This is a genomic window from Flavobacterium sp., from assembly GCF_047602195.1.
Taxonomy (GTDB): domain Bacteria; phylum Bacteroidota; class Bacteroidia; order Flavobacteriales; family Flavobacteriaceae; genus Flavobacterium.
Map to the genome: position 1 here is coordinate 1,342,228 of NZ_JASGHW010000004.1, position 24,943 is coordinate 1,367,170.

The following is a 24,943-nucleotide window of genomic DNA, read 5'->3' on the forward strand; positions in this document are numbered from 1 at the left end:
CCATGTTATACGGTTTACTGACATACGAAGAAAACAAGAAATTTTTTAACGTAGGCGACAACATCCAGAGCTTGGCCGCGAAGCAATTCCTGCCGAAAGTCGACACTTTGCTCAACCGCGAAAAGTTGGGCGAATACGATGGCGACAAAATCCAGCTCATCATGAACGGTTGGTTCACGCACAACATCCACCATTGGGTGCCGTCGGACAACATCGATCCGCTGTTTGTGTCGTTCCACATCAACAATACCGCGGCGCCGTACATGCTTTCGGAGAAGGGAATCGCTTACCTTAAAAAGCATGAGCCGATTGGTTGCCGCGACCAGTTTTCGGCCGATACCTTGAAAGCGAAAGGCATCGACGCCTATTTCACCGGATGTTTGACCCTGACCTTGGATTCGTACAAAGTCGATGATTCCGAAAGGGGCGAGGACATCTACATCGTCGATCCGTTGTACAGTTACCCGACCTGGGAAAAAGTGACGTACCATACCAAGCGATTTTTGCGCAGCATCCAAAGCGGGGCGATTTTCGAACTCGGGAAAATGAAAAAACACATCGGGAATTTCATCGATGACGATTTATTGAAGTCGGCGATCTATGTGAATCAGGAACCGCCTGCCGGCAAATACACCGACGAACAGAAATTCGAAATGGCCGAAGATTTATTGCGCAAATACGCCAAGGCAAAACTCGTGATCACTTCAAGGATCCATTGCGCTTTGCCGTGTCTCGCACTCGGGACGCCCGTGATTTTCGTCAACGGTTTCGACAGTTTCGTCGACTCTTGCCGATTTGACGGAATTCTGGAATTGTTCAATCGCATCGACATCGACAGCAAGACCGGAAAATGGACCTCGAATTTCGGGCTCGAAGGCAAAGTCAACAAAGATACTAAGGTCAAGAACCTCGGAAAACACCACGCCTTGGCCGAACCTTTAAAGGCAAAATGCCGCGCGTTTATCGCACAGAAAATTTCGGAAAACCAACATGCATAATAGGACCAAAAAAATACTCGTTTGTTTTGGAACGCGGCCCGAGGCCATCAAAATGTGTTCGCTCGTGCACAGTCTGCGGCAAACCGATTTTGACGTCAAGGTTTGCGTGACCGCGCAGCATCGGGAAATGCTCGATCAGGTGTTGGATTTCTTTGAAATCACACCCGATTTCGACCTCGACATCATGAAACCCAACCAATCGCTCAACGAACTCAGCGGCCGTATTTTCATGAAAATGGATACGGTGCTGGCCGAAGAACAACCCGATTTGGTGTTGGTACACGGCGATACGACGACTTCGAGTATTTGTGCGTGGGCGGCATTTCACCGCGGGATTGCGTCGGGTCATGTCGAAGCCGGTTTGCGGACGTACAACAAATACGCGCCGTTTCCTGAGGAATTGAACAGACAAGTCACGGCACGGATCGCCGATTTCCATTTTGCGCCGACAAAGGTGTCCGAACAAAATTTACTCAGCGAACACATCAAGGCCGAAAACATCAGCGTGACCGGAAATACCGTGATCGATTCGTTGCTGTGGACGGTCAACAAGCTTGAAAACAATTTCTCGAATCCCAAGATTGACGAACTTAAAGGTAAAATCGACTTTTCAAAGAAAGTCATTTTGGTCACGGGTCACCGCCGTGAAAATTTCGGGGACGGATTTCTCAATATCTGCAAGGCTTTGGCGAACATTGCCGAAAATTCCGATGCCGAAATCGTCTATCCGGTGCATCTGAACCCGAATGTGCAGGAACCGGTAATGAAATTGCTGTCGAACCATTCCAATATTCACTTGATCGATCCGCTCGATTATCCGTCTTTTGTGTGGATGATGAAGCAGTCGTATCTGATCATCACCGATTCGGGCGGCGTTCAGGAAGAAGCGCCATCGCTTGGAAAACCGGTGCTCGTGATGCGCGAAACCACCGAACGTCCCGAAGCGCTCGAAGCCGGAACCGTTCAGCTCGTCGGCACCGATGCGTCGAAAATAGCCGAAAGTGCATTCGAATTGCTCCACAATGTTTCGGTGTACGAACAAATGTCGAAAGCGCACAACCCGTACGGCGACGGAAAGGCGAACCAGCGCATCATCGAATTCATCAAACAAAAACTATGATTCCAAAGATTATCCATTATTGTTGGTTTGGCGGCAATCCGCTGCCACCGCTCGCGGTGAAATGCCTCGAGTCGTGGAAGCAGTTTTTACCCGATTATGAGATCATCGAATGGAACGAAAATAACTTTCCGCTCGATCAGTTCATTTTTGCCAAACAGGCTTTGGAAAACCGCAAGTTTGCCTTTATTTCAGACGTTTGCCGACTGTATGCGCTCGACCAGATGGGCGGCGTGTACATGGACACTGATGTCGAGGCGCTGCGTTCGTATGACGATTTCCTGCACCACGCGGCCTTTTCGGGTTTTGAAAATCCGGAGAATGTGCCGACCGGAATGATGGCGAGCGAAAAAGGCGGACTATGGGTCAAGGATCTTTTGGCGTATTACGACAACAAACCGTTTGTCAAAGCCGATGGTACTTTGGAAACGACCTCGAACACTTACATCATCACACAAATGATGAAGCAAAAAGGATTTGTCATGAACAACAAATTCCAGGAAATAGAAGGGTATGTGACGTTTTACCCGAACGATTATTTCTGTCCGAAAAGTTACGTCACGGGCAACATCGATTTGACCAAAAACACCTATTGCATCCATCATTTCGCCAAGTCGTGGATTCCGTTCCACAAGAAATGGCGCAACATTTTAAAGATGAAGGCGATGAATATTTTCGGTTACAAGAACATCCAATTTTTTATCGATATCATCAAAAGACGATGAAAATTCTATACATCACCGAACAAGTCCACCTGCACGGCGGGGCCGAAAAAATCCTGATCCAGAAACTCAATTACTGGGCCGAGGTTTTTGGGTATGAGGTGATGCTCATTACATCGGAACAAAAAGGAAAACCGGCTTGTTACCCGATTTCCGGCAAGGTCAAACACGTGGATTTGAACATCGGTTATGTCGAAGGCAAAAGTTATTTCAGCCCGGTTAACGTCAAGAAATTCCCGAAGCATTACAAACTGTTGCAGCAGCAAATCAGCAGTTTTAATCCCGATGCGGTTTTCCTGATTTCGCTCACGTGGATCCGGTTTGCGTTGCCGTATTTGGCCAAAGGATTCAATATTTACAACGAATACCATACGTCGTATTACGGCTTCCAGCTCGGTTATGAAAATGCGTCGGCGGTTGTTAAAATCAAGAAGAAACTGGCGGGTCTGTTCATCGAATTTGTCGAGAATCAATACACGAACATCGTTTTCCTGAACCAAGCCGAATACGATTTCTACCAACGCAAAAATGCCGTCATCATCCCGAATTTTTTCGAAGCCAACGTACCGGAATCTTCCCAGCCCAAACAAAAGCAAATCCTCTCGCTGGGCCGTATGAATTACCAGAAAGGCTACGATTTGCTCATTGAAGCCTGGGCCAAAATCGATAACCAAATCGAAGACTGGACGGTCAAGATTTTCGGCAATGGTTCCGATAAGGAAGCGTTGCGCGAACAGGTCAAAAAGCACAACTTCAAAAATCCGTTGGTCGTGGGCGATGCAATTTCGAACGTCAGCGAAGAATTGTTGCGGTCTGAATTTTACGTGATGAGCTCTCGTTTCGAAACCTTCCCGATGGTGTTGCTCGAAGCCTTGTCGCACGGTTTGCCCGTGGCTTCGTTCGATTGCCCGACGGGTCCGCGCAGCATCTTGACCGAAAACGAGGATGCCATTTTGGCCCAGCCCGAAAATCCCGCCGATCTCGCCCAAAAAATGCTGCAACTCATCAACGATGAAAACCTGCGCAGGCAAATGGGGGCAAAGGGTCACGCCAATGTGGATCGTTTCCGCCCGGCATTGGTCATGGCCAAATGGGACGAACTCATCCGTCGCAACGCCAACAGATAAAGTAATGAAAAGATTACAAAATTTTAACGGTATTCGTTTTTTGTAATATTATTTTTACTATGTTTGAAAGGTCCAACTCCACTAGGACATTTACCGTTTTAATTTTACCGACCTGCATCACGCCAGATGAATGTAATTCGAGCCTCCACTTTGAATGATGCTTGCTATGAAAAAAATTGCGTTTTTGTTTTCGCTTTTGGTGTTTTGCAATGGGTTCGCCCAATGCTGGGAAACCATCGATGCGTCACGCGACCATTCGGTTGGGATCAAAGAGGATGGGACGCTATGGGCTTGGGGCAGGAACAACTACGGGCAACTCGGCGATGGAACCACTGCCGATAAATCTACGCCCACTCAGATAGGAACCGACAACCACTGGATTTCGGTCAAGGTAGGAACTGGCCGCACGATGGCGCTCAAATCGGATGGAACCATCTGGGGTTGCGGGCGCAATAATTTTGGACAAATTGGCGATGGGAATTTCGGTGTAAACCTGATCAGTACCCTAATGGTGCAGGCCGGTAGCGATTCCGACTGGACGCAGTTGTCGGTGGGCACCGACTATACATTTGGCATCAAGTCGGACGGATCGCTTTGGGGTTGGGGTAAAGGAAACAATTTAGGAATCGACAACGATATTGAAGAATACCATGTTCCAGCACGCATCGGCACCGCCAACGATTGGGAATCGGTTGCAGCAGGCGATTACGGCACACTGGCCATCAAAACCGACCACTCGCTCTGGGCCTGGGGTACTGAAAATGGAGGGGAATTAGGGGTTAATACCAACTTCCATTATTTTGAAACGCCCGTGCAATCGGGAAACAATACCTATGACTGGCTCAAGGTGTCCAAAGGCGAAATATCGAACAGCCTTATGATCAAAACCGACGGCAGCCTGTGGTCGATGGGAAACAATGTCAATGGCAACGTAGGGAATGGTGGGCCACCAACCGAGCAGGTGCCGGCTGCCATTCAAATTGCACCGGGTCCCGGTTGGGTTGAAATCAGTTCGGGCAGTTACCACAGTGCGGCCATCAAAAGCGACGGCAGCATGTGGACCTGGGGCATCAATTCTTACGGGCAAATTGGCGACGGGACAACAACCAACCGCAACATACCTACACCGGTTATTTCCTCGAATTCCTGGGGCAAAGTGGCTACCGGAAGTGGTTTTACTTTGGGGCTCCCTCTCCAGCCAACCTTGCATGCATGGGGCTGGAATGGCTATGGCAATTTGGGCAACGGAACACTCGATGCCAATGCCTTGCCGTTGCAGGTGGGAAATGTTTGCACGTTGTCTGTCGAGAATTTCGAATCGGATCCCGTAGGACGCCTCTATCCGAACCCGGTAAGCGGCGAAGCTGTTTTCCATTATTTTACCAAAGAAAGCCAGACCAACACCATACAAATTTTCAACGCGCTTGGGCAGCAACTCTTCAAAAAAGACAGCCAGGGCTTGGCAGGTGAAAACCGCGAAGTCATCGATTTTGAAAGCTATGCGCCGGGCGTTTATTTCATCTGCCTGAAATCGGGCCAATACCACACTACCACAAAGGTTACAAAGCATTAGGAATCAATAATCCTTAAATACTTTAACTATGAACAAACAATTCAAAAGATTGTGCATGGTGTTGTGTTGCGCGCTGCTGTTCGGGACAGGCGTAGTCGAAGCACAACAACTCGCGGGCAAGACCGAGCCCAAAACAACAACCTGGGATGGCTCTAACTGGAGCAATGGAATCCCAGACAAGGAGACCAAGGCCATTTTTGCTGCCGATTTCACCACCGATGAAAACCTGGTAGTGTATGACCTCGAAGTACGCGATGGCAAAAAAGTCACCTTTAATGGCGATGCCGTGCTCCGTGTAACGAACAACATCGTCGTGGCCCCAACCGGAAACGTGAGCCTGCGTGCCAATGCGCAATTGCTGCAGGACAATCCGAACTCGGTCAATTCGGCCATTACCGTTCAACGCACGACGCGAATCACTGAAAAATTCGATTACACTTATTTTTGTGCACCAGTCGATGGACAAGTGATGGAAGACATTGGGGTGGATACAGGACTGTATCTGAACCCGTACCCGCCGGGTTATGTAGGGCCACTTTTCGACAAATATTTTTATTGGGACGAGACCGCCACGCCCGCTGGTACCGATGCCGCCATTTACAATACCGGGCGTTGGCAAAACGTCGCCTCCAGCAGTACGATGGATCCTGCCGGAAGGGGATACATCATCCGCGGGCCGCAATCTTTTGCGTCGCCTTACCAGGACAGATGGGTGGTTGAGTTTACGGGCGAACCACACAATGGAACAATTACCAAGTCGATTTCGGGCGGGGCTTATACGCCTTGCGTGTCAAAAATGTCGCCCAATTTGATCGGGAATCCATACCCGTCTGCTTTGGATGCCGATTCGTTCTTGACGCATCCGGATAATATTACCCACATCAACGGAGCGTTGATGATGTGGACCCACAACACGCCCATCAGCCCGAATTTCCCCGGAAACGGAACGGCACCAATCAATTACACCCGCAACGATTATGTGATGTACAATCTTACCGGCGGTATCGGAACCGGAAGGGTATTTAATGATCCTATTTACGGGCCGGACAATTCCAACCGTCCGACGGGAAAAATAGCTTCGTGCCAAGGTTTTTTTGTAATGGGACTCAGTTCCACTGGCGGCGTAGCTACTTTTACCAACGACATGCGTGACTATGGCATCGCAACGGCAGACCAGCAGTTTTACAAAGGCGGGTCGGTACAGATGATTGCCCCGCTGGAGAAAAACCGCATCTGGCTGAGCCTTGAATCGGGTAGCGGAGGCGCTGGTTCGTTGTACAAGGAGACACTCGTGGGATACATGCCGGCGGCTACAACGACCAATGGTAATATCGCCGGATCGGTCAATACCTACGACAAGATGTACGATGCCGAAGTGTATACCGCCGAAAGCAGCATTGCTTTTTATACCATGATTGCCGCGGCAACTCCTTGTCCTAAACTGGGCATCCAGGGAAGAACATTGGGTTCGCCTTTCAACAACAACGATGTCGTGCCGATCGGTTTTACCTGTCCGGCCGGAACCTACACCATCAGGGCTGAAAAATTTGATGGTATTTTCGGCGCGAAGGCTTTCTTCCTGAGAGAAAAGACTGGGGTAGACGGACTCGGAAACCCGGTATATGCTTACCATAACATCAAGCATTTTCCTTTTACTTTTACAACGAGCACTACCACAACCGATGACATTACGCGTTTTGCACTCGTATTCAAACCGGGCAACATCCAATTGACCCGAGTGGTCGATCCGCTTTGTAACGGTACGCTCGATTTGATGTCCAAAGGCTTTACGGCCCAGAATTATGCATCAGACAACGGCAACTACAGATGGATCATCCAACGCGCGGATGGATTGTACGGACCCACTCCATTAGACATCACGACCAATACCTGGAAACTCCGTGTAGGCAATCCTGACCTGTTGCCAATCGGTTTCATGGATTTCGATACAGAGTACATCATTACTGTCGGTTTGTACAAAAACGGGAATTGGTATTTTGGCGACACCTGCCACGTAAGGACTCCTAAAAATTATGCTTGGGTTTCGCTCCACAATTGCGGGGATACCGGTCTTGAGCCATCAGGAGGAAAAATCCAGTTGGCCACTACCGCCCGTGATGGTGCGCCGCAAGGTTTCCTTTGGGAAATTACCAATACCAGTACCGGTGCAGTGCAGTATGTAAAGACCGGAAATCCGCTTACTGCGCCAGATTACTTCTTCTATTTCAACGTTACTTGGGGAGGAGCGCTTACGCTCGCTCCGGCAATTTCTAATTTTGTGGCGCTCAATACGACCTACACTTTCCGTTCGGCGCTCAACTACAATATGGCTGAAACGGATGCTACAGCAGGGCCGCCAGCGCATGGAAAATGGAGCGACCTGTGCTCTTTCTCAACCGGAAATTCATGGCGGGCAATCGCCGCAGGATCGTCGATTACCAACGCAAGCAGCAAAGACTTTGAGGCTTTCGCGAGCCCGAATCCATTCAACGACCAATTCAACATCGACATCTATACGCAGGCTACCGGGCCGGTGCAGATCCAAGTGTTCGATATTTTGGGCAAGCTGGTTGAAAACCGCACCGTCGATGCCGCGCAAACCGTTACCATCGGCAACCGTTATGCAGCGGGCATTTACAATGTCATCGTGACGCAAGGCGACAACAAACAGAACCTCAAACTGGTTAAAAACTAATCGGTTTTTACATTTTTTCGAAAAGCGCTCCGATTGGGGCGCTTTTTATTTTTGGCAAGCTGTATACAATTTCGCTACATTTGCCAACGAACCTTTCAATAAAACGAACCCGCGGATGATTGACATACCGGTTGCCTTATACGACGACGTATTCTACAATATCCTACTGGTTTTTGTACTGGTCTTCTTCCTGCAATCCAGAAACGTGGCGCTTGAAAATGGGCAAAACCTCAAAGTCAAAAACGGCGTCGGTATTTTGCTGCTTTCGTTCTCTATTATTTTCATCGGATTGCGTCCCATTACTTTCAGCCATTTCGGCGATATGGGGATGTACAACATTTATTTTACCAATTACCTCGACGGCGCACCGCTCATCCTGCAAGGCAAGGACATTGGTTTTGAGATTTTCATGAAATTGTGTTCCTATGTGATGCTGCCGCAGTTTTTCTTCCTGACGATTGCGTTCCTGTACATTTTTCCATTTTACACCGTTTCCAAAAAAATGTTCAACGATTTTTGGTTCTACGGTTTTTTCATGTTGCTCATTTCCCTGTCGTTTTGGGGTGCGGCGACCAACGGATTGCGCAATGCGGTGGCGACCTCCATTTTCCTGTTCGTTTTTGTCACCGACAACAAGTACCACAAATGGGGCATCATGTTGCTGGCGGTGTTGTTCCATAAATCGATGCTGATTCCTTCCGGGGCCTATGTCGCAGCAATGTATTACAAAGACACCAAAACATACCTCAAAGCCTGGTTCGCGGCCATCCCAATCTCATTGGCGCTTGGAAGCGTACTCGAGACTTTTTTCCTCAGTTTTGGTTTTGCCGAAGATGAAAAACTCAAGAACTACCTGATCGAAAACGAAGACCTCGTCGACCGTTTCAGCAGCAGCGGCTTCCGTTGGGATTTCCTTTTGTACAGTGCCATCGGGGTGTATGCGGGTTGGTACTTTATTTACAAACGCAAATTTGAGGACCCGGTTTACCTGCAGTTGTTCAACACTTATTTGATCACCAATGCATTTTGGATTTTGGTCATCCGCGCGAATTTCTCGAACCGTTTTGCCTTTTTGTCGTGGTTCATGCTCGGGCTCGTCATCATTTATCCGCTGCTCAAGAATAAGTTTTTCACGAGACAGCATCTTGTCATCGGCAACATCATGCTGTGCTATTTCGCGTTCACTTATTTGCTCAACATCATATTAGCCAAATATTAAATGAAGCCGATTACCGTTTTTACGCCCACCTACAACCGCGCTTATTGCCTGCACCAACTCTACGACAGTCTGGTCCGGCAAACCTCGCCTGATTTTATCTGGATGATCATCGACGACGGCTCCACCGATGAAACGAAAACTTTGGTCGAAAGCTGGAAGGCCCAAAACAAGATCGAAATCGATTATGTATTCCAGCAAAACCAAGGCATGCATGGCGCACACAATACGGCTTATACGCGCATCCAAACCGAGTTCAATACCTGTATCGATTCAGACGATTACATGCCCGATGATGCGATTGCCGTCATCGTCGAAAATACCCGAAACCTCGACCCGAAATTTGCGGGCATCGTCGGACTCGATATTGACAAATCAGGAAAAATCATGGGCGAGAAGATGCCCGATAATTTGACCGAGTCCACACTTACCGACCTGTACAACGTACACGGCGCACACGGCGACAAGAAATTGGTGTACCGTACCGAAGTCGTCCGGAAATACCCGCCGTATCCATTGTTCAAAGGCGAGAATTTCGTTCCGCTCGGCACCTTGTACGCCATGATTGACCGCGATTACCTGCTCAAACCCATTAACAAACCGCTCGTCGTGGTCGAATATTTAGCCGATGGTTCTTCGCGCAACATCTTGCGCCAATACCGCAAAAATCCACGCGGGTTTGCGTATGCGCGTTTGAAAAAAATCGAATCCAATCGCGGGTTGAAGGAGAAATTCATCAGTGCCGTTCATTTGGTTTCCTCGGCGATTTTCACCAAAGATTTTTCGCTCTTGGCGCAGGCACGCAAACCTTTGCTCATCGCAGCGGCGTTGCCCTTCGGATTGCTGCTCAATCTTTACATACGAAACAAAACCGCCGCCCAATGAAAATCGCACACCTTTGCCTGAGCCTCGGGAAAGGAGGCGCCGAAAAACTGCTCGTCGATAGCCTGCCGATGTATGGAAGCGGGCATGAAATTACGATCGTCCAATTGTCGTCTGTTTTGGAAGAACCCAGCTACATCAAAGCCGTCGAAGCGGCAGGAATCAAAGTGGTGACGCTTGGGACCGGCGGATTCAAAAGCTTTTCGTATTTTTTTCAAATCCATAAACTGCTCCAATCGGGTGGGTTTGATGTGTTTCATGTGCATCTTTTTCCGTGTTTGTATTATGTTTCGGTAGCCGCGCGTTTTGTAAAGCGTCGTCCGATTTTGGTTGTTACTGAACATTCCAATTCCAATGGCCGCAGCAACAAAGCTTGGCTCGACCCAATCGAAAAATGGATTTATAAAAAGTACGACGCCATCATCGCCGTTTCCCAAAATGTTGAAGCGATGCTTCAAAAGCGCTTTCCCGGATTGCAATCTAAAATCCATCAAATCAAGAACGGCGTCGATTTGAATCGGTTTCATCCGGCAAAAATGGATGAGGTTGATGTTTTTACAACCGAATTCCAACGCCAACCCGAAGCCGTCAAATTGTTCATGACTTCCCGTTTCGCACCGCCCAAAGACCAGCAAACCGTGATTCAGGCGTTGCAACAACTACCCTCAAATTTCGAATTGTTCTTTGCCGGCGATGGCCCGGAAATGGAACCGTCGATCCAACTGGCGAAACAATTGGGTTTGGAAAACCGGGTTCATTTCTTGGGTTTCAGAAACGACATTCCACAATTGATGCGGTTGGCCAACATCAACATTTTGTCGTCGCTCTATGAAGGTCTTTCGGGTGTGACACTCGAAGCGTTGGCCAGCGGAAAGCCGTTTTTGGGAACCGATGTCTCTGGCATCAATGATGTGGTTCCCGATGACCGTTTTGTCTTCGAAAAGCAAAATCCGACCGAATTGGCGCAAAAAATCCTGGCCGTTTCAAACGATTTCGGACTGCAATCGGCGATGGTCCAAAAAGGACTCGAGCACGTGCAATCCTTTGGTATGCGCCACATGATCGATGCCTACCTCAATTTATACGGCCGATTGAAAACCCGATAAAACGGAATTCCTTACATTTACGCTTTCAAAACCAATCCATGGAAAGTCTGACCAACTATCACCTCACGCCGGAAACGCTCGGGATTTACAAAGCCTGCTTTGACACGAACGGCAGCCCGAAACGCAGCGAAAATATCGAATGGCAATTTTTTAAGAATACCGAAAAAACGGGCTATGTCGACATTGCGTTCGATACCGAAAAACAAAAAGCGGCCGCGATTTACGCCGTTTCCTGTGTCAAATTCAAAATCGGGAACGAAACGGCCGTAGGTACGCAATCGCTCGATACCATCACCGATGTCGATTACCGCGGCAAAGGCTTGTTCATCAAATTGGCCAAAAGTGTATACCAAGACGCAGCCGATAAAGGCGTGGCGCTCGTCTACGGTTTTCCGAATGGCAGTTCGATCCACGGATTCAAGACCAAATTGGGTTGGGAAGTGCTCGACCCGGTGCCATTTTTGATCAAGCCGCTGCAGTCGAAATATTTCACCGATAAGATCAAATTCCTCCAATTTCTGCCCAATATCGGTTTGTCTTTCTCGGGGTTCAAAGCCGACAAGAATTTTGCGATTTCCGAAGACCACCATTTTCCAGAAGATGTCAATTCGGTTTGGGAAAAATTCTCCAAACATTTCAAAGTGGCGGTCGAGCGCAAGGCGGCCTACCTCGATTGGCGCTACAAATTGAAACCCAACGAAAATTACCGCATAGCGCATTGCCACGATTCCAATAACAATTATTGCGGGTTTGTGGTTTTTGTGACCAAAGACAAACACAACGGCAAGGTCGGTTACATCATGGAATTGGTCTATGACCCGGGCCAACAAAAGGCGGGCATCCAATTGCTCAGTTATGCCGTCAATCAGATCAAGAAGGAAAAAGCCGATTGTATTTTGAGCTGGTGTTTCGAGCATTCGCCCAATTTTCCGGCCTATAAGCAACAGGCATTCTTGAATTTGCCCGAGAAATTCCGCCCGATCGAATTGCATTTCGGCGCCTGTACTTTCGATGCGAAATACGCCGAAACGATTAACAACCGCAGCAATTGGTACCTCAGTTATTCCGATTCGGATACCGTATAAAATGGCAAACGGAACCTTCATCATATCGCTCGATTTTGAACTGCATTGGGGTGCGGCCGAAAAATGGGATCTGAACCAGAAACGCGATTATTTCGACGCGACGCGTCAAAGCATCCCGAACGTTTTGGCGTTGTTTGAACAATACAACATCCATGCGACCTGGGCGACCGTCGGGTTTTTATTCGCCAAAGACAAAACGCAATTGCTCGAATTCTGCCCGAAAAAACGGCCGACTTACCACAACAACGTTTTGTCGTATTACCGTCTGATCGACAGGGGCGAAGTGGGCGAAAATGAAAACGACGATCCGTACCATTACGCACCTTCATTGATCGAAAAGATTGTACAGACGCCAAACCAGGAACTCGGGACGCATACTTTTGCCCATTATTATTGCAACGAAGCGGGACAAACAGCCACCCAATTTGCTGCCGATTTACAGGCTGCACAAGCCATTGCCAAAGCCAATTTCAACACCGAATTGCGCTCGCTCGTTTTTCCGCGCAACCAATTCAATCCCGACTATTTGAATGTCGCCAAAGCCAACGGCATCCAGACCGTACGCACCAATCCAGACGTTTGGTTTTGGAACAACCCGACCAAATTCTCGGCGATGGCGCGTGCGTTCGATACCTTGCTTCCGATCAGCGGCACCTTGACTTTCGACGAAAAAGACCTTCAAAAAGACAGTATCGTTTTGCAACCTGCCAGCCGTTTCCTGCGCCCGTACACCGAAAAGGAAAAATGGATCCAGGGTTTGAAAATGGCCCGGATACAATCGGAAATGGAATATGCCGCCAAGCACAACCGCTGTTACCATCTGTGGTGGCATCCGCACAATTTCGGCTATTCGACACCGACGAATCTGGCGATGCTCGAAACGATTTTGCAACATTATCAACAACTCCAAACGGAATTCGGCTTCGCTTCGGCTTCCATGATCGAAATGTGCTGATATGGAAAAAAAGAAACTGATCCGCCTGACGACCGTCCCGATCTCGCTCGAGAAATTGCTCGAAAACCAGTTGCGTTTCATGAAGGATTATTATGAGGTGACGATGGTTTCCTCGGATCAAGATTATTTGGAGAAAGTCGGAAAATTGCAGCAATGTCCGGTCTATCACGTAGAGATGACGCGCAAAATCACGCCGATTCAGGATTTGAAATCGGTTTGGAAACTCTACCGATTTCTCAAAAAACAGCAACCGTTTATCGTACACTCGCATACGCCAAAGGCCGGAATCGTTGGGATGCTCGCCGCCAAACTCGCTGGTGTGCCGCATCGTTTGCATACCGTGGCGGGTTTACCGTTGCTCGAGGCGACGGGAAACAAGAGGAAGTTGCTCGATTTTGTCGAGAAATTGACCTACCGATGCGCAACTATGGTTTACCCGAATTCGAAAGGCTTGCGCGACATCATCCTCGAAAACCAATACGCCGATGCGGACAAAATCAAGGTCATCGGCAATGGCAGTTCGAATGGCATCGACACGGCGCATTTTTCTGCCGAACAGTATACGGCACAACAAAACGAACAACGCAAAAAGGAACTCGGTTTTTCCGATTCGGATTTCATTTTTATTTTTGTCGGCCGGTTGGTCAAGGACAAGGGCATCAACGAATTGGTGGCCGCTTTTGAAAAATTGCACGCACAATACGACAACGCCAAATTGTTGCTTGTGGGCGATTATGAAACCGACCTCGATCCTTTGCTGCCACAGACATTGGACAAAATACAAAACAGTAAATTCATAGTGACAACGGGTTTTAGAAATGATGTGCGTCCGTATTTCGCCATTTCAAATGTACTCGTTTTCCCGACCTACCGCGAAGGTTTCCCGAACGTGGTGTTGCAGGCCGGGGCGATGGGTTTGCCGTCGATCGTGACCAATATCAACGGCTGCAACGAAATCATCGAGCAGGAACAAAATGGATTGATCATCCCGGTCAAGAACGAGCAGGCGATTTTTGAGGCAATGCAACGACTCATTTCGGACAAAAATTTATACATTTCGCTGCGCAATGAAGCACGCCAGCATATCGTATCGCACTTTGAACAACAGGTGGTTTGGGAGGCGATCCTGGCCGAATACCAAAAACTGGAATAGCATGTACCGACATTTTTTCAAAAGGGTGATTGACTTTTTCGGCGCTTTCTTCGGATTGCTGCTGTTGTCGCCGGTATTGTTGACCGTGTCTCTATTCCTGTATTTCGCCAATGATGGGAAGCCGTTTTTCTTTCAGTTGCGTCCCGGAAAAAACGGCAAGATTTTCAAAATCGTCAAATTCAAGACGATGAACGACAAGAAGGACGAACACGGGAATTTACTGTCGGATGAATTCCGGCTCACCAAGGCCGGCAAGTTTGTACGCAAGACCTCGCTCGATGAAATTCCGCAACTCATCAACGTGCTCAAGGGCGACATGAGCCTGATCGGGCCGCGGCCACTGTTGACGGGCTATTTGCACCTGTACAACGAGTTCCAGAACCGCCGCCATGAAGTCAGGCCCGGTATTACGGGTTGGGCGCAGGTCAACGGCCGCAACGCGATTTCTTGGGACAAGAAATTCGAATACGATGTGTGGTATGTAGACCACATCGGCTTCTTGCTCGACTGTAAGATTCTATTCAAAACGATACAAAAAGTCATCAAGTCGGAGGGGATCAATCCCGAAAATGCCCAGATGACCGAACCTTTTAACGGATACAACTGATGAACAACATTCTGATTACCTCTGCCGGAAGGCGCGTTTCGCTGGTTCGGTTTTTCCAGGAAGAACTGCGCAATGTGTTCCCGACGGCCAAAGTCATCGCTTCGGATGCGAACCCCGAATATTCTTCGGCCTGCATGATCGCGGACGATTTTTTCCGCGTGCCGCGCGTTTCCCATCCCGATTACATCCAGGATTTGCTGCGGTTGGCGCTCAATTACGACATCCGCCTCATCATCCCGACGATCGATACCGAATTGCTCGCGCTTTCGCAAAGCATCGAATTGTTCCGCATGAACAACATCGAAATCGTGATTTCGGATTACGATATGGTCCGGATTTTCCGTGACAAAAGACAGACGCACCAGTTCTTCGAAAAGTATGGCATCCACTGCGCGAAAGAGTTCGACAAACAAAATTACACCTTGCCGCTGTACCTCAAACCGATTGACGGCAGCCGAAGCGTCGACAATTATGTGATCAAGGAGCAGTCGCAGCTCACCGAATACCATTTCTCGAACGACAAACTGATGTTCCTCGAATACCTCGACCACCAGAGCCATGTCGAATACACGATCGATTTGTATTACGACCGCCATTCGGAACTCAAATGCCTGATCCCGAGAAAACGCATCGAGGTGCGCGACGGCGAAGTCAATAAAGCGGTTACCAAAAAGACCAAATTCATCCACGACATCTGGAAAAAAATGCAATACATCAAAGGATTTCGCGGTTGCATCACGTTCCAGGTTTTTGTCAACAAGGACAACGAGGATTTGTACGGCATCGAGATCAACCCGCGTTTTGGCGGCGGTTATCCGCTCAGTTACCTGGCTGGCGGCAATTTTCCGCGTTGGATCATCCACGAATATTTCATGAACGGCAGCGTCCCGGTGTTCCACCAATGGGAAGAAAACCTCATGATGCTGCGGTACGACGACGAAGTTTTGGTGCACAATTTCAAGCATTGATGGAAAAAAAGACCATTGTTTTTGACCTCGACGATACGCTGGTAAAGGAAATCGATTACCTCAAATCGGCTTTCAGGGCGATTGCCGCACAGCTCGATCCCAACAATCCGGTGCTTTTTGATGAAATGTTCGGTTGGTACCAAGCCAAGCAGGATGTTTTTGGGAATCTCGAAAACCGTTACGAGAAAGCGGTCAAGGACGAGCTCAAACAGGTGTACCGCACGCATGTTCCCGATTTCGATCCGATGTCCGAAAGCCGCGATTTGCTTCTCGAACTCAAGAACGACGGGCATTACCTGGGTTTGGTGACCGATGGTTTTTCGGTAACGCAGCGCAACAAGATCCGCGCGCTTAATATTGAAAACCTGTTTGACCTGATTGTCGTTTCGGAAGAATTTGGTTCGGAAAAACCCGATGAGCGCAATTTTGCGGTGTTTTCGCAATTCAACACCCGGCGTTATTTCTACATCAGCGACAATGTCAAGAAAGATTTCATATCGCCCAACAAACTCGGCTGGACGACGGTTTGCCTGCTCGACAACGGCCAAAATATCCACCCACAGGATTTCAATAAAGAATTGATATATTTACCGACGGAAAAAATCAATGGGCTGTCCGAACTCAAAAGCATCATCAACAAATACTAAAAATGGGATTATTACGCAAAACAGTACTCAAAATCATCAAGGCGACCGCTTTTGACACGACCATCAAGCACCATTACACGGGCAGCAAGTTCTCGCTCAATACCTATCACCACAAGGGGTATTGGTACCATGGCGCCAACCGCGAGGCCAATACGATCAAGATTTTCCAGTCGTGGATCAAGCCCGGTGATTATGCGCTCGAAATTGGCGCGCACATAGGGTATTTCTCTACGTTGTATGCGTATCTCGTGGGCAAAAACGGCAAGGTCGATGTATTCGAGCCGAGCGAGAAAAATGCCAAATACCTCGAAAAAAACATCAAGCTGCTCAAGGACAACCTCGGCGAAATCGTAACCGTAGTCAAGAAAGGCGCGGGCGATGTCAATGAAAAATTGACTTTTTACATCGATCCGATTTCGGGCCAGAACAATTCTTTTGTTCCCGAATTCGAGGGTTTTATCGACAGCCGTGAGAATTCGGCGGACAAAAGCGTCCAGATTATCGAGGAAACCGTTGAGGTGATCACGCTCGACAGTTATTTTGCCGGTGCCGATCGATTGCCCGATTTCGTCAAGATCGACGTCGAAGGTTTCGAATGGAACGTCGTGCAGGGCTTCAAGGATACGATAGTGAAGCAAAAACCGGCGATGATGATCGAGATCCAGGCCGATGCCGATAAGATTTTCGACTTCTTTTACAGCCTCGGCTACACGGTTTACAACGACCGACTCGAGGAAATCAAGGCGTTTTCGGAATACAAGGCCAAGAAAACCCCAAATATTTTTTTCAAGCACAATTAATCCAAACCTAACGCAAAATTGACGGAAAACCAGAATAAAAACCCGTGATTTGCGCACAGAAAATATGAACAATACCAAAATCTGGCTTTCGTCTCCCCACATGGGCGGAAGCGAACAAAAATTCGTACAGGAAGCATTCGATACCAATTGGGTCGCACCATTGGGCCCGAACGTGACCGGATTCGAACAGGATCTCGAACAATTCATCGGCAACGGCGTGCACATCGCCGCACTCGGTTCGGGGACGGCGGCCATTCATCTGGGCTTGATTTTACTCGACGTAAAAGCGGGCGATGAGGTGATTTGCCAAAGCTTTACGTTTTCGGCCTCGGCCAACCCGATCATTTACCAGGGCGCGACACCGGTTTTTGTGGACAGCGAACCCGATACCTGGAACCTGTCTCCGATTGCACTCGAAGAAGCCATCAAGGACCGAATCGCAAAAGGCAAAAAACCCAAAGCGATCATCGGTGTGCATTTGTACGGAATGCCGTTCAAGGTCGATGAAATCAGGGCGATTGCCAACCAATACGACATTCCGCTTTTGGAAGACGCCGCCGAATCGCTCGGCAGTACCTACAAGGGAAAACCGTGCGGGACTTTCGGTGCACTGGCCGCCTTGTCGTTCAACGGCAATAAAATCATTACGACATCGGGTGGTGGCGCGTTGGTTTCACACACAAAAGCACAGAAAGACAAGGCCGTTTTTCTGGCCACGCAGGCGCGCGACAACGCTCCGCATTACCAGCACAGCGAAATCGGGTTCAATTACCGGCTCAGCAACATTTGTGCAGGCATCGGTCGTGGACAGATGGAAGTGTTGGGGAAACACATTACTTTGCGCAGAAAAATGCATGATTTTTACGCCAATTATTTTGAGCATATCGAGGGCGTGACGGTGTTGACCGAACCCAATGCTGATTTCTTTTCGAACCACTGGCTGTCGGCCATCACGATCGATCCGTCGAAGACCAACGGCAAGACGCGCGAAGATTTGAGGCTCGCGCTCGAAGCCCAGAACATCGAAAGCCGTCCGTTGTGGAAACCGATGCATTTGCAGCCGGTTTTCGAACGCTATCCGTATTACGGTGCATCGGTTTCTGAGGAATTGTTTAACGATGGATTGTGCTTGCCTTCGGGATCTAACCTTACCGATATCGATTGCGAAAGGATAAAAGCGGTTTTTGATGCTTTTTTCTAAAAAATTCCGTTGAAAATATGTTAGGGAAATCTTAAAATTGTTTAGATTTGAAGGTTGAACAAATCGCACCATGGCCGATTCCATTTTTGACATCCTAAGAAATTCCATTTTCGGGAAAAGATTCCGCAACATTGGTTACTTGCCAAGGTGGATTATCTTTTCGATAGATGTCTGCATCGTGGTGGTTGCAATCCTGATTGCGAAGCTCATCGTTTACAGCCTCAGCGTCAATTTTACGAGTGCCTTGAGTGTACCGACCCGCATCGGGATCGTCACTTTTGTCAACGCCATCTGCTTCCTGATTTACCGCACTTATGCCGGCATCATCCGACATTCGACCTTTATCGACGGGGTGAAACTGCTCGTGTCGACGACGACGGCTTATGTGACGATGCTTCTCATCAACTATTCCTCGATTTTTATTTTCGACCACCAGGCTTTCCTGACCACGGGCTTGTTCCTGAGCTATGTCATTTCGTTCTTGCTGTTGTTCCTGTTCCGCATCATGGTCAAGTTTTTCTTTGAGCAATACATGCACATGGAGGACAAGAAAAAGCTCGTCAATGCGGTTATTTTTGGTGCCGATGCCAATGCGATTTCGGTGGCCAATGCGTTGCGTACCGAAACCCCGGGGCGTTTCCGTGTCGTTGGTTTTGTCGACAAATTCAACCAGAATAAAGTCGGGAAAAGCATCCTCAATTTGCCAATCCTGAACCACAGCAAAAAAATCCACGTGATCTTGCGCTCGATGAAGGCCGATGCGCTGATCATCGCCGAAAAGGGCATGAGCAAGGAGGAAACGATTGCATTGGTCGAGGAATGTCTCGAATTCAACTACAAGGTTTTTACCGTTCCGCTCATTACCGACTGGGAAGACACCCAGCAGATTTCCACCAAGGTAAAGAATTTCGACATCGAGGATTTGCTCGAACGCAAACCAATTGTACTCGATACCCATTCGATTTCGTCCCAGCTCAGCGGCAAGACCATCCTGATTACCGGTGCAGCCGGTTCGATCGGCAGCGAGATTACCAGACAGGTGTTGGGGTTTGATCCGCTGCACATCATCTTGCTCGACCAGGCCGAGACACCATTACACAACCTAGGGCTCGAAATCAACGGGCATGCGACGGTGGCCAGGATTACCTCGGTGCTCGCCGACATCCGCAACACGGAACTTATCGAGCGCGTCTTCAAGGAATACAAACCCGATGTGGTCTATCATGCGGCGGCCTACAAACACGTGCCGCTGATGGAGGAAAATCCTGCGCAGGCGGTTTACACCAACGTCATCGGAACGAAAAACCTCGCCGACATGGCCGTCAAATACCATGTGGAGCGGTTCGTGATGGTTTCAACCGACAAGGCGGTCAATCCGAGCAGCGTCATGGGCGCGAGCAAAAGGATTGCCGAGAAATACGTCCAGGTGTTGCACGAGGACCGCAAGAAACAGCGCAAGGGGCATGTGACCAAATTCATCACGACGCGTTTCGGCAATGTGTTGGGATCGAACGGTTCGATTGTTCCACTGTTTACCAAACAGATTGACGAAGGCGGCCCGATCACGATCACGCACCCCGAAATCATCCGTTATTTCATGACCATTCCCGAAGCCTGCCAGCTCGTACTCGAAGCCGGGGCGATGGGCAAGGGCGGGGAAATTTTCATCTTCGATATGGGCGAACCGGTCAAGATCATCGACTTGGCCAAAAAAATGATCCGACTCGCCGGATTCACGCCCGATAAGGAAATCGAGATCAAGATCATCGGATTGCGTCCGGGCGAAAAACTGTACGAGGAATTGCTCAACGACATGTCGAAAACACTGCCGACGCACAACGAAAAGATCATGATTGCCGAGGAAATCTGCGACGATGTCGAGATCACCAACCTCACGATCCTCGATTTGCTTTCTTGTTTCGAAAACATCAACAACGAGGAAATCGTCTTGAAAATGAAAAAAATTGTTCCCGAATTCAAAAGCATGAACTCGATTTTCCAAACCTTGGACAATTGAGGCGTCATCCTCCAAACGTACATGCCAAAATAAAAATACTATCTTAGCACCCTAAAAATCAAATATGAGAATTTCCCTGAATACAAAACTGCTGCTGCTGCTTGTGCCGGTTTTTCTTTTTTCATGCGCTTCCAAGAAAGACATTGTGTACATGCAGGACATCGAAAAGGCAAAAAGCTACGACAGTTCGCTCACTTTTGAACCGGTTTTGCAACCCGACGACCTGCTCAGTATCATCGTGAGCACCGAAAGCGAGGAAATCGCCGCGCCGTTCAACTTGCCCGATATTCAGAGTAACGATAGTGACTACAGGGGATTGAAAACGTACCTGATCGACAATGCGGGTTACATCGATTTTCCGATCATCGGCAAAATCAAGCTCGGCGGACTCACGCGTACCGAAGCCAACAACAAGCTCGTGGCAGCCATTTCGGAATATGTCAAGAAACCGATCGTGAACCTTAGGATTGTCAACTTTAAGGTCTCGGTGCTCGGTGAAGTCAATACGCCGGGAAGTTACAATATTGTCGGCGAAAGGATTACATTGCTCGAGGCGCTGAGCCAGGCGCGCGATCTGACGATTTACGGGCAGCGCAAAAACATTTTGGTCATCCGCGAAAAAGACGGTAAGAAAACCTATAACCGCGTCGACATCACGACGCCCGATTTCCTCAATTCGCCTTTTTACTATTTGTCGCAGAACGATGTGGTGTATGTCGAACCGAATAAGACGAAAACCAATTCGTCTGTCATCGGGCCCGATGTTTACGTATTGTTCTCCTCCCTTTCACTGCTCATCACGATCATTGTCGTGCTGGCCAGGTAATCCTTAAAAACAACTGAATGGAATCCCATGCTCCTTTAAGCAAAGAATCAACCGACGAAAGTCTCAACATACGCGAACAGGTCGACAAATACCTTATTCACTGGAAATGGTTCCTGCTGAGTGTACTGTTCTGCCTCATCGCGGCCGGAATTTATTTGCGCTACAGCATTCCGCTTTACAAGGCTTCGACGATTATTTTGGTCAAGGACGAACGCAAGGGCGGCATGCAGTCGGAGTTGTCAGCGTTTGAAGACCTCGGGTTGATGAAAGGCGTCAAGAGCAATGTTGACAACGAACTCGAAGTCATCAAGTCGTACACGATCATCGAGAATGCGATCAAGCGCCTCAATCTCAACATCACTTATTTTACCGAAGGCCGTGTCAAGGCGGTTGAAATCTACAAGGACAACCCGATCAGTCTTTCGGTAATTTCGATGGACGAATTGTTTTACAAAAGGAAGGCATCCTATGACCTCAAATCGGTTTCCGATTCGAAATACGAATTGTTTACGGCCGATGACAAGAGCCTCGGTCAGTTTTCATATGGAGCGATTGTTCCGCTCAAGCACTGCAAGGTCATCGTCAACAAGAACCCGACCAAGCGCAAGGCCAAGAAGGACATCAACGTGACGATCAATTTCAGCAAGCTCGACGACATCACCCAGAAGTACAAGAACAAGCTCAACATCACCGCCATGGGCAAGAATACCAGTGTGGTGGAAATGACGATGATCGACCCGATCCGTGAGAAAGCCGAAGATTTGCTCGATGCCATCGTCCAGATTTACAACGAAGATGCGATTGCCGACAAGAATTTCATCTCGCAGAACACCGAAAAATTCATCGAGGACCGTCTCAAGCTCATCTCCCAGGAATTGGGCGATGTCGAAAAGGAGGGCGCGGCCTACAAACAATCGAACCGTGTCACCGATATTGTCTCGGAAGCCGGATTGTACCTGCAAAATTCCGCACTCTACGAAAAGCAGCTCATCGAAACCGAAACGCAAATCAGGATCGTACAGTCGTTGCTCGAATACATGAAAAACATCAACAAGGGCGACCTGGTGCCGATTAACATCATGCCTACCGAGGGCAACACCGGCAACCTGATTGGCGAACACAACACCTTGGTACTTGAAAGAAGCCGACTGATCAAGACCGGAACGGTCAAGAACCCGGCGGTCATCAACCTCGACAAACGCATCGAGGAGATGAAGGAAAACATCGTCACGAGTTTGAATACGGCGATTGCCACGCTCAACATCCGCAAAGCCGATCTGCAACGCCAAAACAATATGAACACGGGTAAAATCTCGCAGATTCCGCGTCAGGAAAGGGAATTCCGTATCATCGGCAGACAGCAACAGATCAAGGAGTCCTTGTATTTGTACCTGATGCAGAAACGCGAGGAAATTGCCATTTCGTTGGCCGTAACACCAGCGAACGCGAAAGTGATCGATGTGGCGATGTCGGTCGATACGCCGGTTGCACCCAAAAAGAACATCATTTTGCTCGGTGCGTTCGCGCTCGGTTTGCTCATTCCGTTGCTCGTGATTTACATCCGCGAAATGCTCGACACCAAGATCAAGTCGCGCCACGACGTCGAGTCGAAGGTGTCGATCCCGTTCCTGGGCGACATCCCGCAGTCGGAAAGCAGCGAGGAAATCATCAACACCAACAGCCGTTCGAGTTCGGCCGAAGCGATCCGCATCGTACGCACCAACCTCGAATTCATGCTGGGCAATGTACCCGAGAAAAGGGCCAAGACCATTTTTGTTACCTCGACACTTCCCAAAGAAGGAAAGACTTTCGTGGCGGTGAACCTGGCCACGACGATTGCCTTGTCGAACAAGAAAGTGCTGTTGATCGGGCTTGACATCCGAAATCCGAAAATCGACAAATACGTCAAGCTGCCTTCAAAGGGACTCACGAATTACATTTCGCAGAAAGACAAGGACATCAACGATTTCATCGTCAAGCTGCCGAATTATGAAAACCTGTATGTACTGCCATCGGGCGTGATTCCGCCGAATCCGGTGGAATTGCTCATGAACCAGAAGGTCGACCAGCTTTTTGAACGGCTCAAGGGCGAATACGAATACATCATTGTCGATACCGCCCCGGTGAGCGTGGTGACCGATACCTTGCTCATCGCCAAAAACGGGGATGCGTTTATTTATGTGATGCGTGCCAATTACCTCGACAAGCGACTGCTCAAATTTGCCGAGGCGTTCTACCGCGAGAAGAAACTGCCGAACATGGCCATCGTGCTCAACGATACGTTGTGGAAGAAAAGCTCGTCCTACGGTTACGGCTACGGCTACGGTTATGGTTACGGTTATGGCTACGGCTACAGCAAGGACGAGGAAAAAGAACCTTGGCACAAAAAGCTGCTCAAGAAAAAATAAACCCAATCCCGATGGCAACGTCGGGATTTTTTATTTTGTATCGTCTTGGTTCTTGCAGTGAAACGGTCTTTGCTCTGGTAGCGCAGCGGTCTATTTCCTGAAAATCCGGTTGTGCGCCAAAGCTTCCTTGATCGGCTGTACATCCTTGAACAGCAATTTGCGCGAGAAGCCGCCCACATGGTGTTGGTGGTGCACATCGGAACCGGCAAAATCGATCATTCCTTTTTTGAGCAAAGTCTTGGCAGTTTCGGCCACGCCAACCCCATAATAGCCGATGACCGACAACAGGTTGAGCTGGAACGCGCAGCCGGCATGCCTTAGTTTTTCGTACTCGGAGAAATTTTTGTGGTAAAAGAGATAGCGCTCGGGATGCGCAAGTATGGGTTTGTAACCGGCCACCTGCAAATCGAAAAGGATGTCGTACAACTGGATCGGCGGATTGATGTAGGACATCTCGACCAGGACATAATTGTCCTTGATCGTGAGCAGTTTTTCGTTTTGGAACAGTTCGATGAAATTGCCGTCCATGAGGTATTCGGCTGCGGCGGTAAACGTGAGCTTCTGTCCTTTTTGTTCCAGGGTCGATTGGACTTCCGACAGTTTTTGCCCGATGAGGACCGGCGTGTTGTCCCAAACATTTTTCATGACATGTGGCGTCGTCACCATCTGTGCGAACCCGATTTGCTGCAAGTCGGCAATGAGTTGCAACGAATCGGCCATGGTTTTGGCCCCATCATCGATTCCGGGTAACAGATGCGAATGGAAATCGACGTGGTGATCCGGGATCAGGTCCTTTAAATACGGTTTTTTGCTGAGGTAGTGGAACAACTTTCGGGCTTT

The 24,943-nt window shown here is 48.7% G+C and carries 21 protein-coding genes; 20 read left to right on the forward strand and 1 reads right to left on the reverse strand.

Annotated elements, in window-relative coordinates; genetic code table 11:
* The first annotated feature begins 2 nt into the window (after positions 1–2).
* The 20 genes from QM717_RS12065 to QM717_RS12160 all read left to right on the forward strand — a co-directional run bounded on the left by QM717_RS12065 (position 3) and on the right by QM717_RS12160 (position 24,103).
* Positions 3–998 (forward strand): polysaccharide pyruvyl transferase family protein, encoded by a 996-nt coding sequence (locus QM717_RS12065; protein WP_415037714.1) that lies wholly within the window; start codon positions 3–5, stop codon positions 996–998.
* On the forward strand, positions 991–2,118 hold the full coding sequence (gene wecB / locus QM717_RS12070; RefSeq protein ID WP_415037715.1) for a non-hydrolyzing UDP-N-acetylglucosamine 2-epimerase: 1,128 nt from the start codon (positions 991–993) through the stop codon (positions 2,116–2,118). The genes QM717_RS12065 and wecB overlap by 8 nt, the downstream gene beginning before the upstream one ends.
* Positions 2,115–2,840 (forward strand): glycosyltransferase family 32 protein, encoded by a 726-nt coding sequence (locus QM717_RS12075; RefSeq protein WP_415037716.1) that lies wholly within the window; start codon positions 2,115–2,117, stop codon positions 2,838–2,840. The genes wecB and QM717_RS12075 overlap by 4 nt, the downstream gene beginning before the upstream one ends.
* Complete coding sequence (locus QM717_RS12080) at positions 2,837–3,964, forward strand: glycosyltransferase family 4 protein (protein ID WP_415037717.1); 1,128 nt, start codon at positions 2,837–2,839, stop codon at positions 3,962–3,964. The genes QM717_RS12075 and QM717_RS12080 overlap by 4 nt, the downstream gene beginning before the upstream one ends.
* Before the next feature lie 166 nt (positions 3,965–4,130).
* The gene (locus QM717_RS12085; RefSeq protein WP_415037718.1) at positions 4,131–5,537 is read left to right on the forward strand and encodes a T9SS type A sorting domain-containing protein; all 1,407 of its coding nucleotides are present in this window, start codon (positions 4,131–4,133) and stop codon (positions 5,535–5,537) included.
* Positions 5,538–5,565: 28 nt separating this feature from the next.
* A complete protein-coding gene (locus QM717_RS12090) occupies positions 5,566–8,232 on the forward strand; it encodes a T9SS type A sorting domain-containing protein (protein ID WP_415037719.1) in 2,667 nt (888 codons plus the stop codon).
* 115 nt (positions 8,233–8,347) lie between these two features.
* Positions 8,348–9,451, forward strand: a complete 1,104-nt coding sequence (locus QM717_RS12095) for an EpsG family protein (RefSeq protein ID WP_415037720.1) — start codon at positions 8,348–8,350, stop codon at positions 9,449–9,451.
* Positions 9,452–10,333 carry a glycosyltransferase family 2 protein gene (locus QM717_RS12100; protein WP_415037721.1) on the forward strand — a complete coding sequence of 294 codons (882 nt, stop codon included), beginning with the start codon at positions 9,452–9,454 and terminating at the stop codon, positions 10,331–10,333.
* Positions 10,330–11,436, forward strand: coding sequence for a glycosyltransferase (locus tag QM717_RS12105; protein WP_415037722.1), 1,107 nt, complete (start codon positions 10,330–10,332; stop codon positions 11,434–11,436). The genes QM717_RS12100 and QM717_RS12105 overlap by 4 nt, the downstream gene beginning before the upstream one ends.
* Before the next feature lie 38 nt (positions 11,437–11,474).
* Positions 11,475–12,521 carry a GNAT family N-acetyltransferase gene (locus QM717_RS12110; RefSeq protein ID WP_415037723.1) on the forward strand — a complete coding sequence of 349 codons (1,047 nt, stop codon included), beginning with the start codon at positions 11,475–11,477 and terminating at the stop codon, positions 12,519–12,521.
* Between the two features lies 1 nt (position 12,522).
* The gene (locus QM717_RS12115; protein ID WP_415037724.1) at positions 12,523–13,476 is read left to right on the forward strand and encodes a polysaccharide deacetylase family protein; all 954 of its coding nucleotides are present in this window, start codon (positions 12,523–12,525) and stop codon (positions 13,474–13,476) included.
* 1 nt (position 13,477) lies between these two features.
* A complete protein-coding gene (locus tag QM717_RS12120; protein ID WP_415037725.1) occupies positions 13,478–14,629 on the forward strand; it encodes a glycosyltransferase family 4 protein in 1,152 nt (383 codons plus the stop codon).
* Between the two features lies 1 nt (position 14,630).
* Positions 14,631–15,236 carry a sugar transferase gene (locus QM717_RS12125; protein ID WP_415037726.1) on the forward strand — a complete coding sequence of 202 codons (606 nt, stop codon included), beginning with the start codon at positions 14,631–14,633 and terminating at the stop codon, positions 15,234–15,236.
* Positions 15,236–16,204 (forward strand): ATP-grasp domain-containing protein, encoded by a 969-nt coding sequence (locus QM717_RS12130; protein ID WP_415037727.1) that lies wholly within the window; start codon positions 15,236–15,238, stop codon positions 16,202–16,204. Before QM717_RS12125 ends, QM717_RS12130 begins: the two co-directional genes overlap by 1 nt.
* Positions 16,204–16,851 (forward strand): HAD family hydrolase, encoded by a 648-nt coding sequence (locus QM717_RS12135; RefSeq protein WP_415037728.1) that lies wholly within the window; start codon positions 16,204–16,206, stop codon positions 16,849–16,851. The genes QM717_RS12130 and QM717_RS12135 overlap by 1 nt, the downstream gene beginning before the upstream one ends.
* 2 nt (positions 16,852–16,853) lie before the next feature.
* Entirely contained in the window at positions 16,854–17,651 is a 798-nt protein-coding gene (locus tag QM717_RS12140) for an FkbM family methyltransferase (protein ID WP_415037729.1), read from the forward strand.
* Positions 17,652–17,715: 64 nt separating this feature from the next.
* Positions 17,716–18,852: a DegT/DnrJ/EryC1/StrS family aminotransferase gene (locus QM717_RS12145; RefSeq protein WP_415037730.1), complete on the forward strand. Its 1,137-nt coding sequence runs from the start codon at positions 17,716–17,718 to the stop codon at positions 18,850–18,852.
* A gap of 70 nt (positions 18,853–18,922) precedes the next feature.
* Entirely contained in the window at positions 18,923–20,869 is a 1,947-nt protein-coding gene (locus QM717_RS12150; protein WP_415037731.1) for a polysaccharide biosynthesis protein, read from the forward strand.
* A 64-nt stretch (positions 20,870–20,933) separates the two neighbouring features.
* Positions 20,934–21,695 carry a polysaccharide biosynthesis/export family protein gene (locus tag QM717_RS12155; protein ID WP_415037732.1) on the forward strand — a complete coding sequence of 254 codons (762 nt, stop codon included), beginning with the start codon at positions 20,934–20,936 and terminating at the stop codon, positions 21,693–21,695.
* 17 nt (positions 21,696–21,712) lie between these two features.
* Entirely contained in the window at positions 21,713–24,103 is a 2,391-nt protein-coding gene (locus QM717_RS12160) for a GumC family protein (RefSeq protein WP_415037733.1), read from the forward strand.
* Between the two features lie 90 nt (positions 24,104–24,193).
* Here QM717_RS12160 and QM717_RS12165 read toward each other — a convergent pair whose 3' ends face one another.
* Complete coding sequence (locus QM717_RS12165; protein WP_415037734.1) at positions 24,194–24,931, reverse strand: tyrosine-protein phosphatase; 738 nt, start codon at positions 24,929–24,931, stop codon at positions 24,194–24,196.
* Positions 24,932–24,943: the final 12 nt, after the last annotated feature.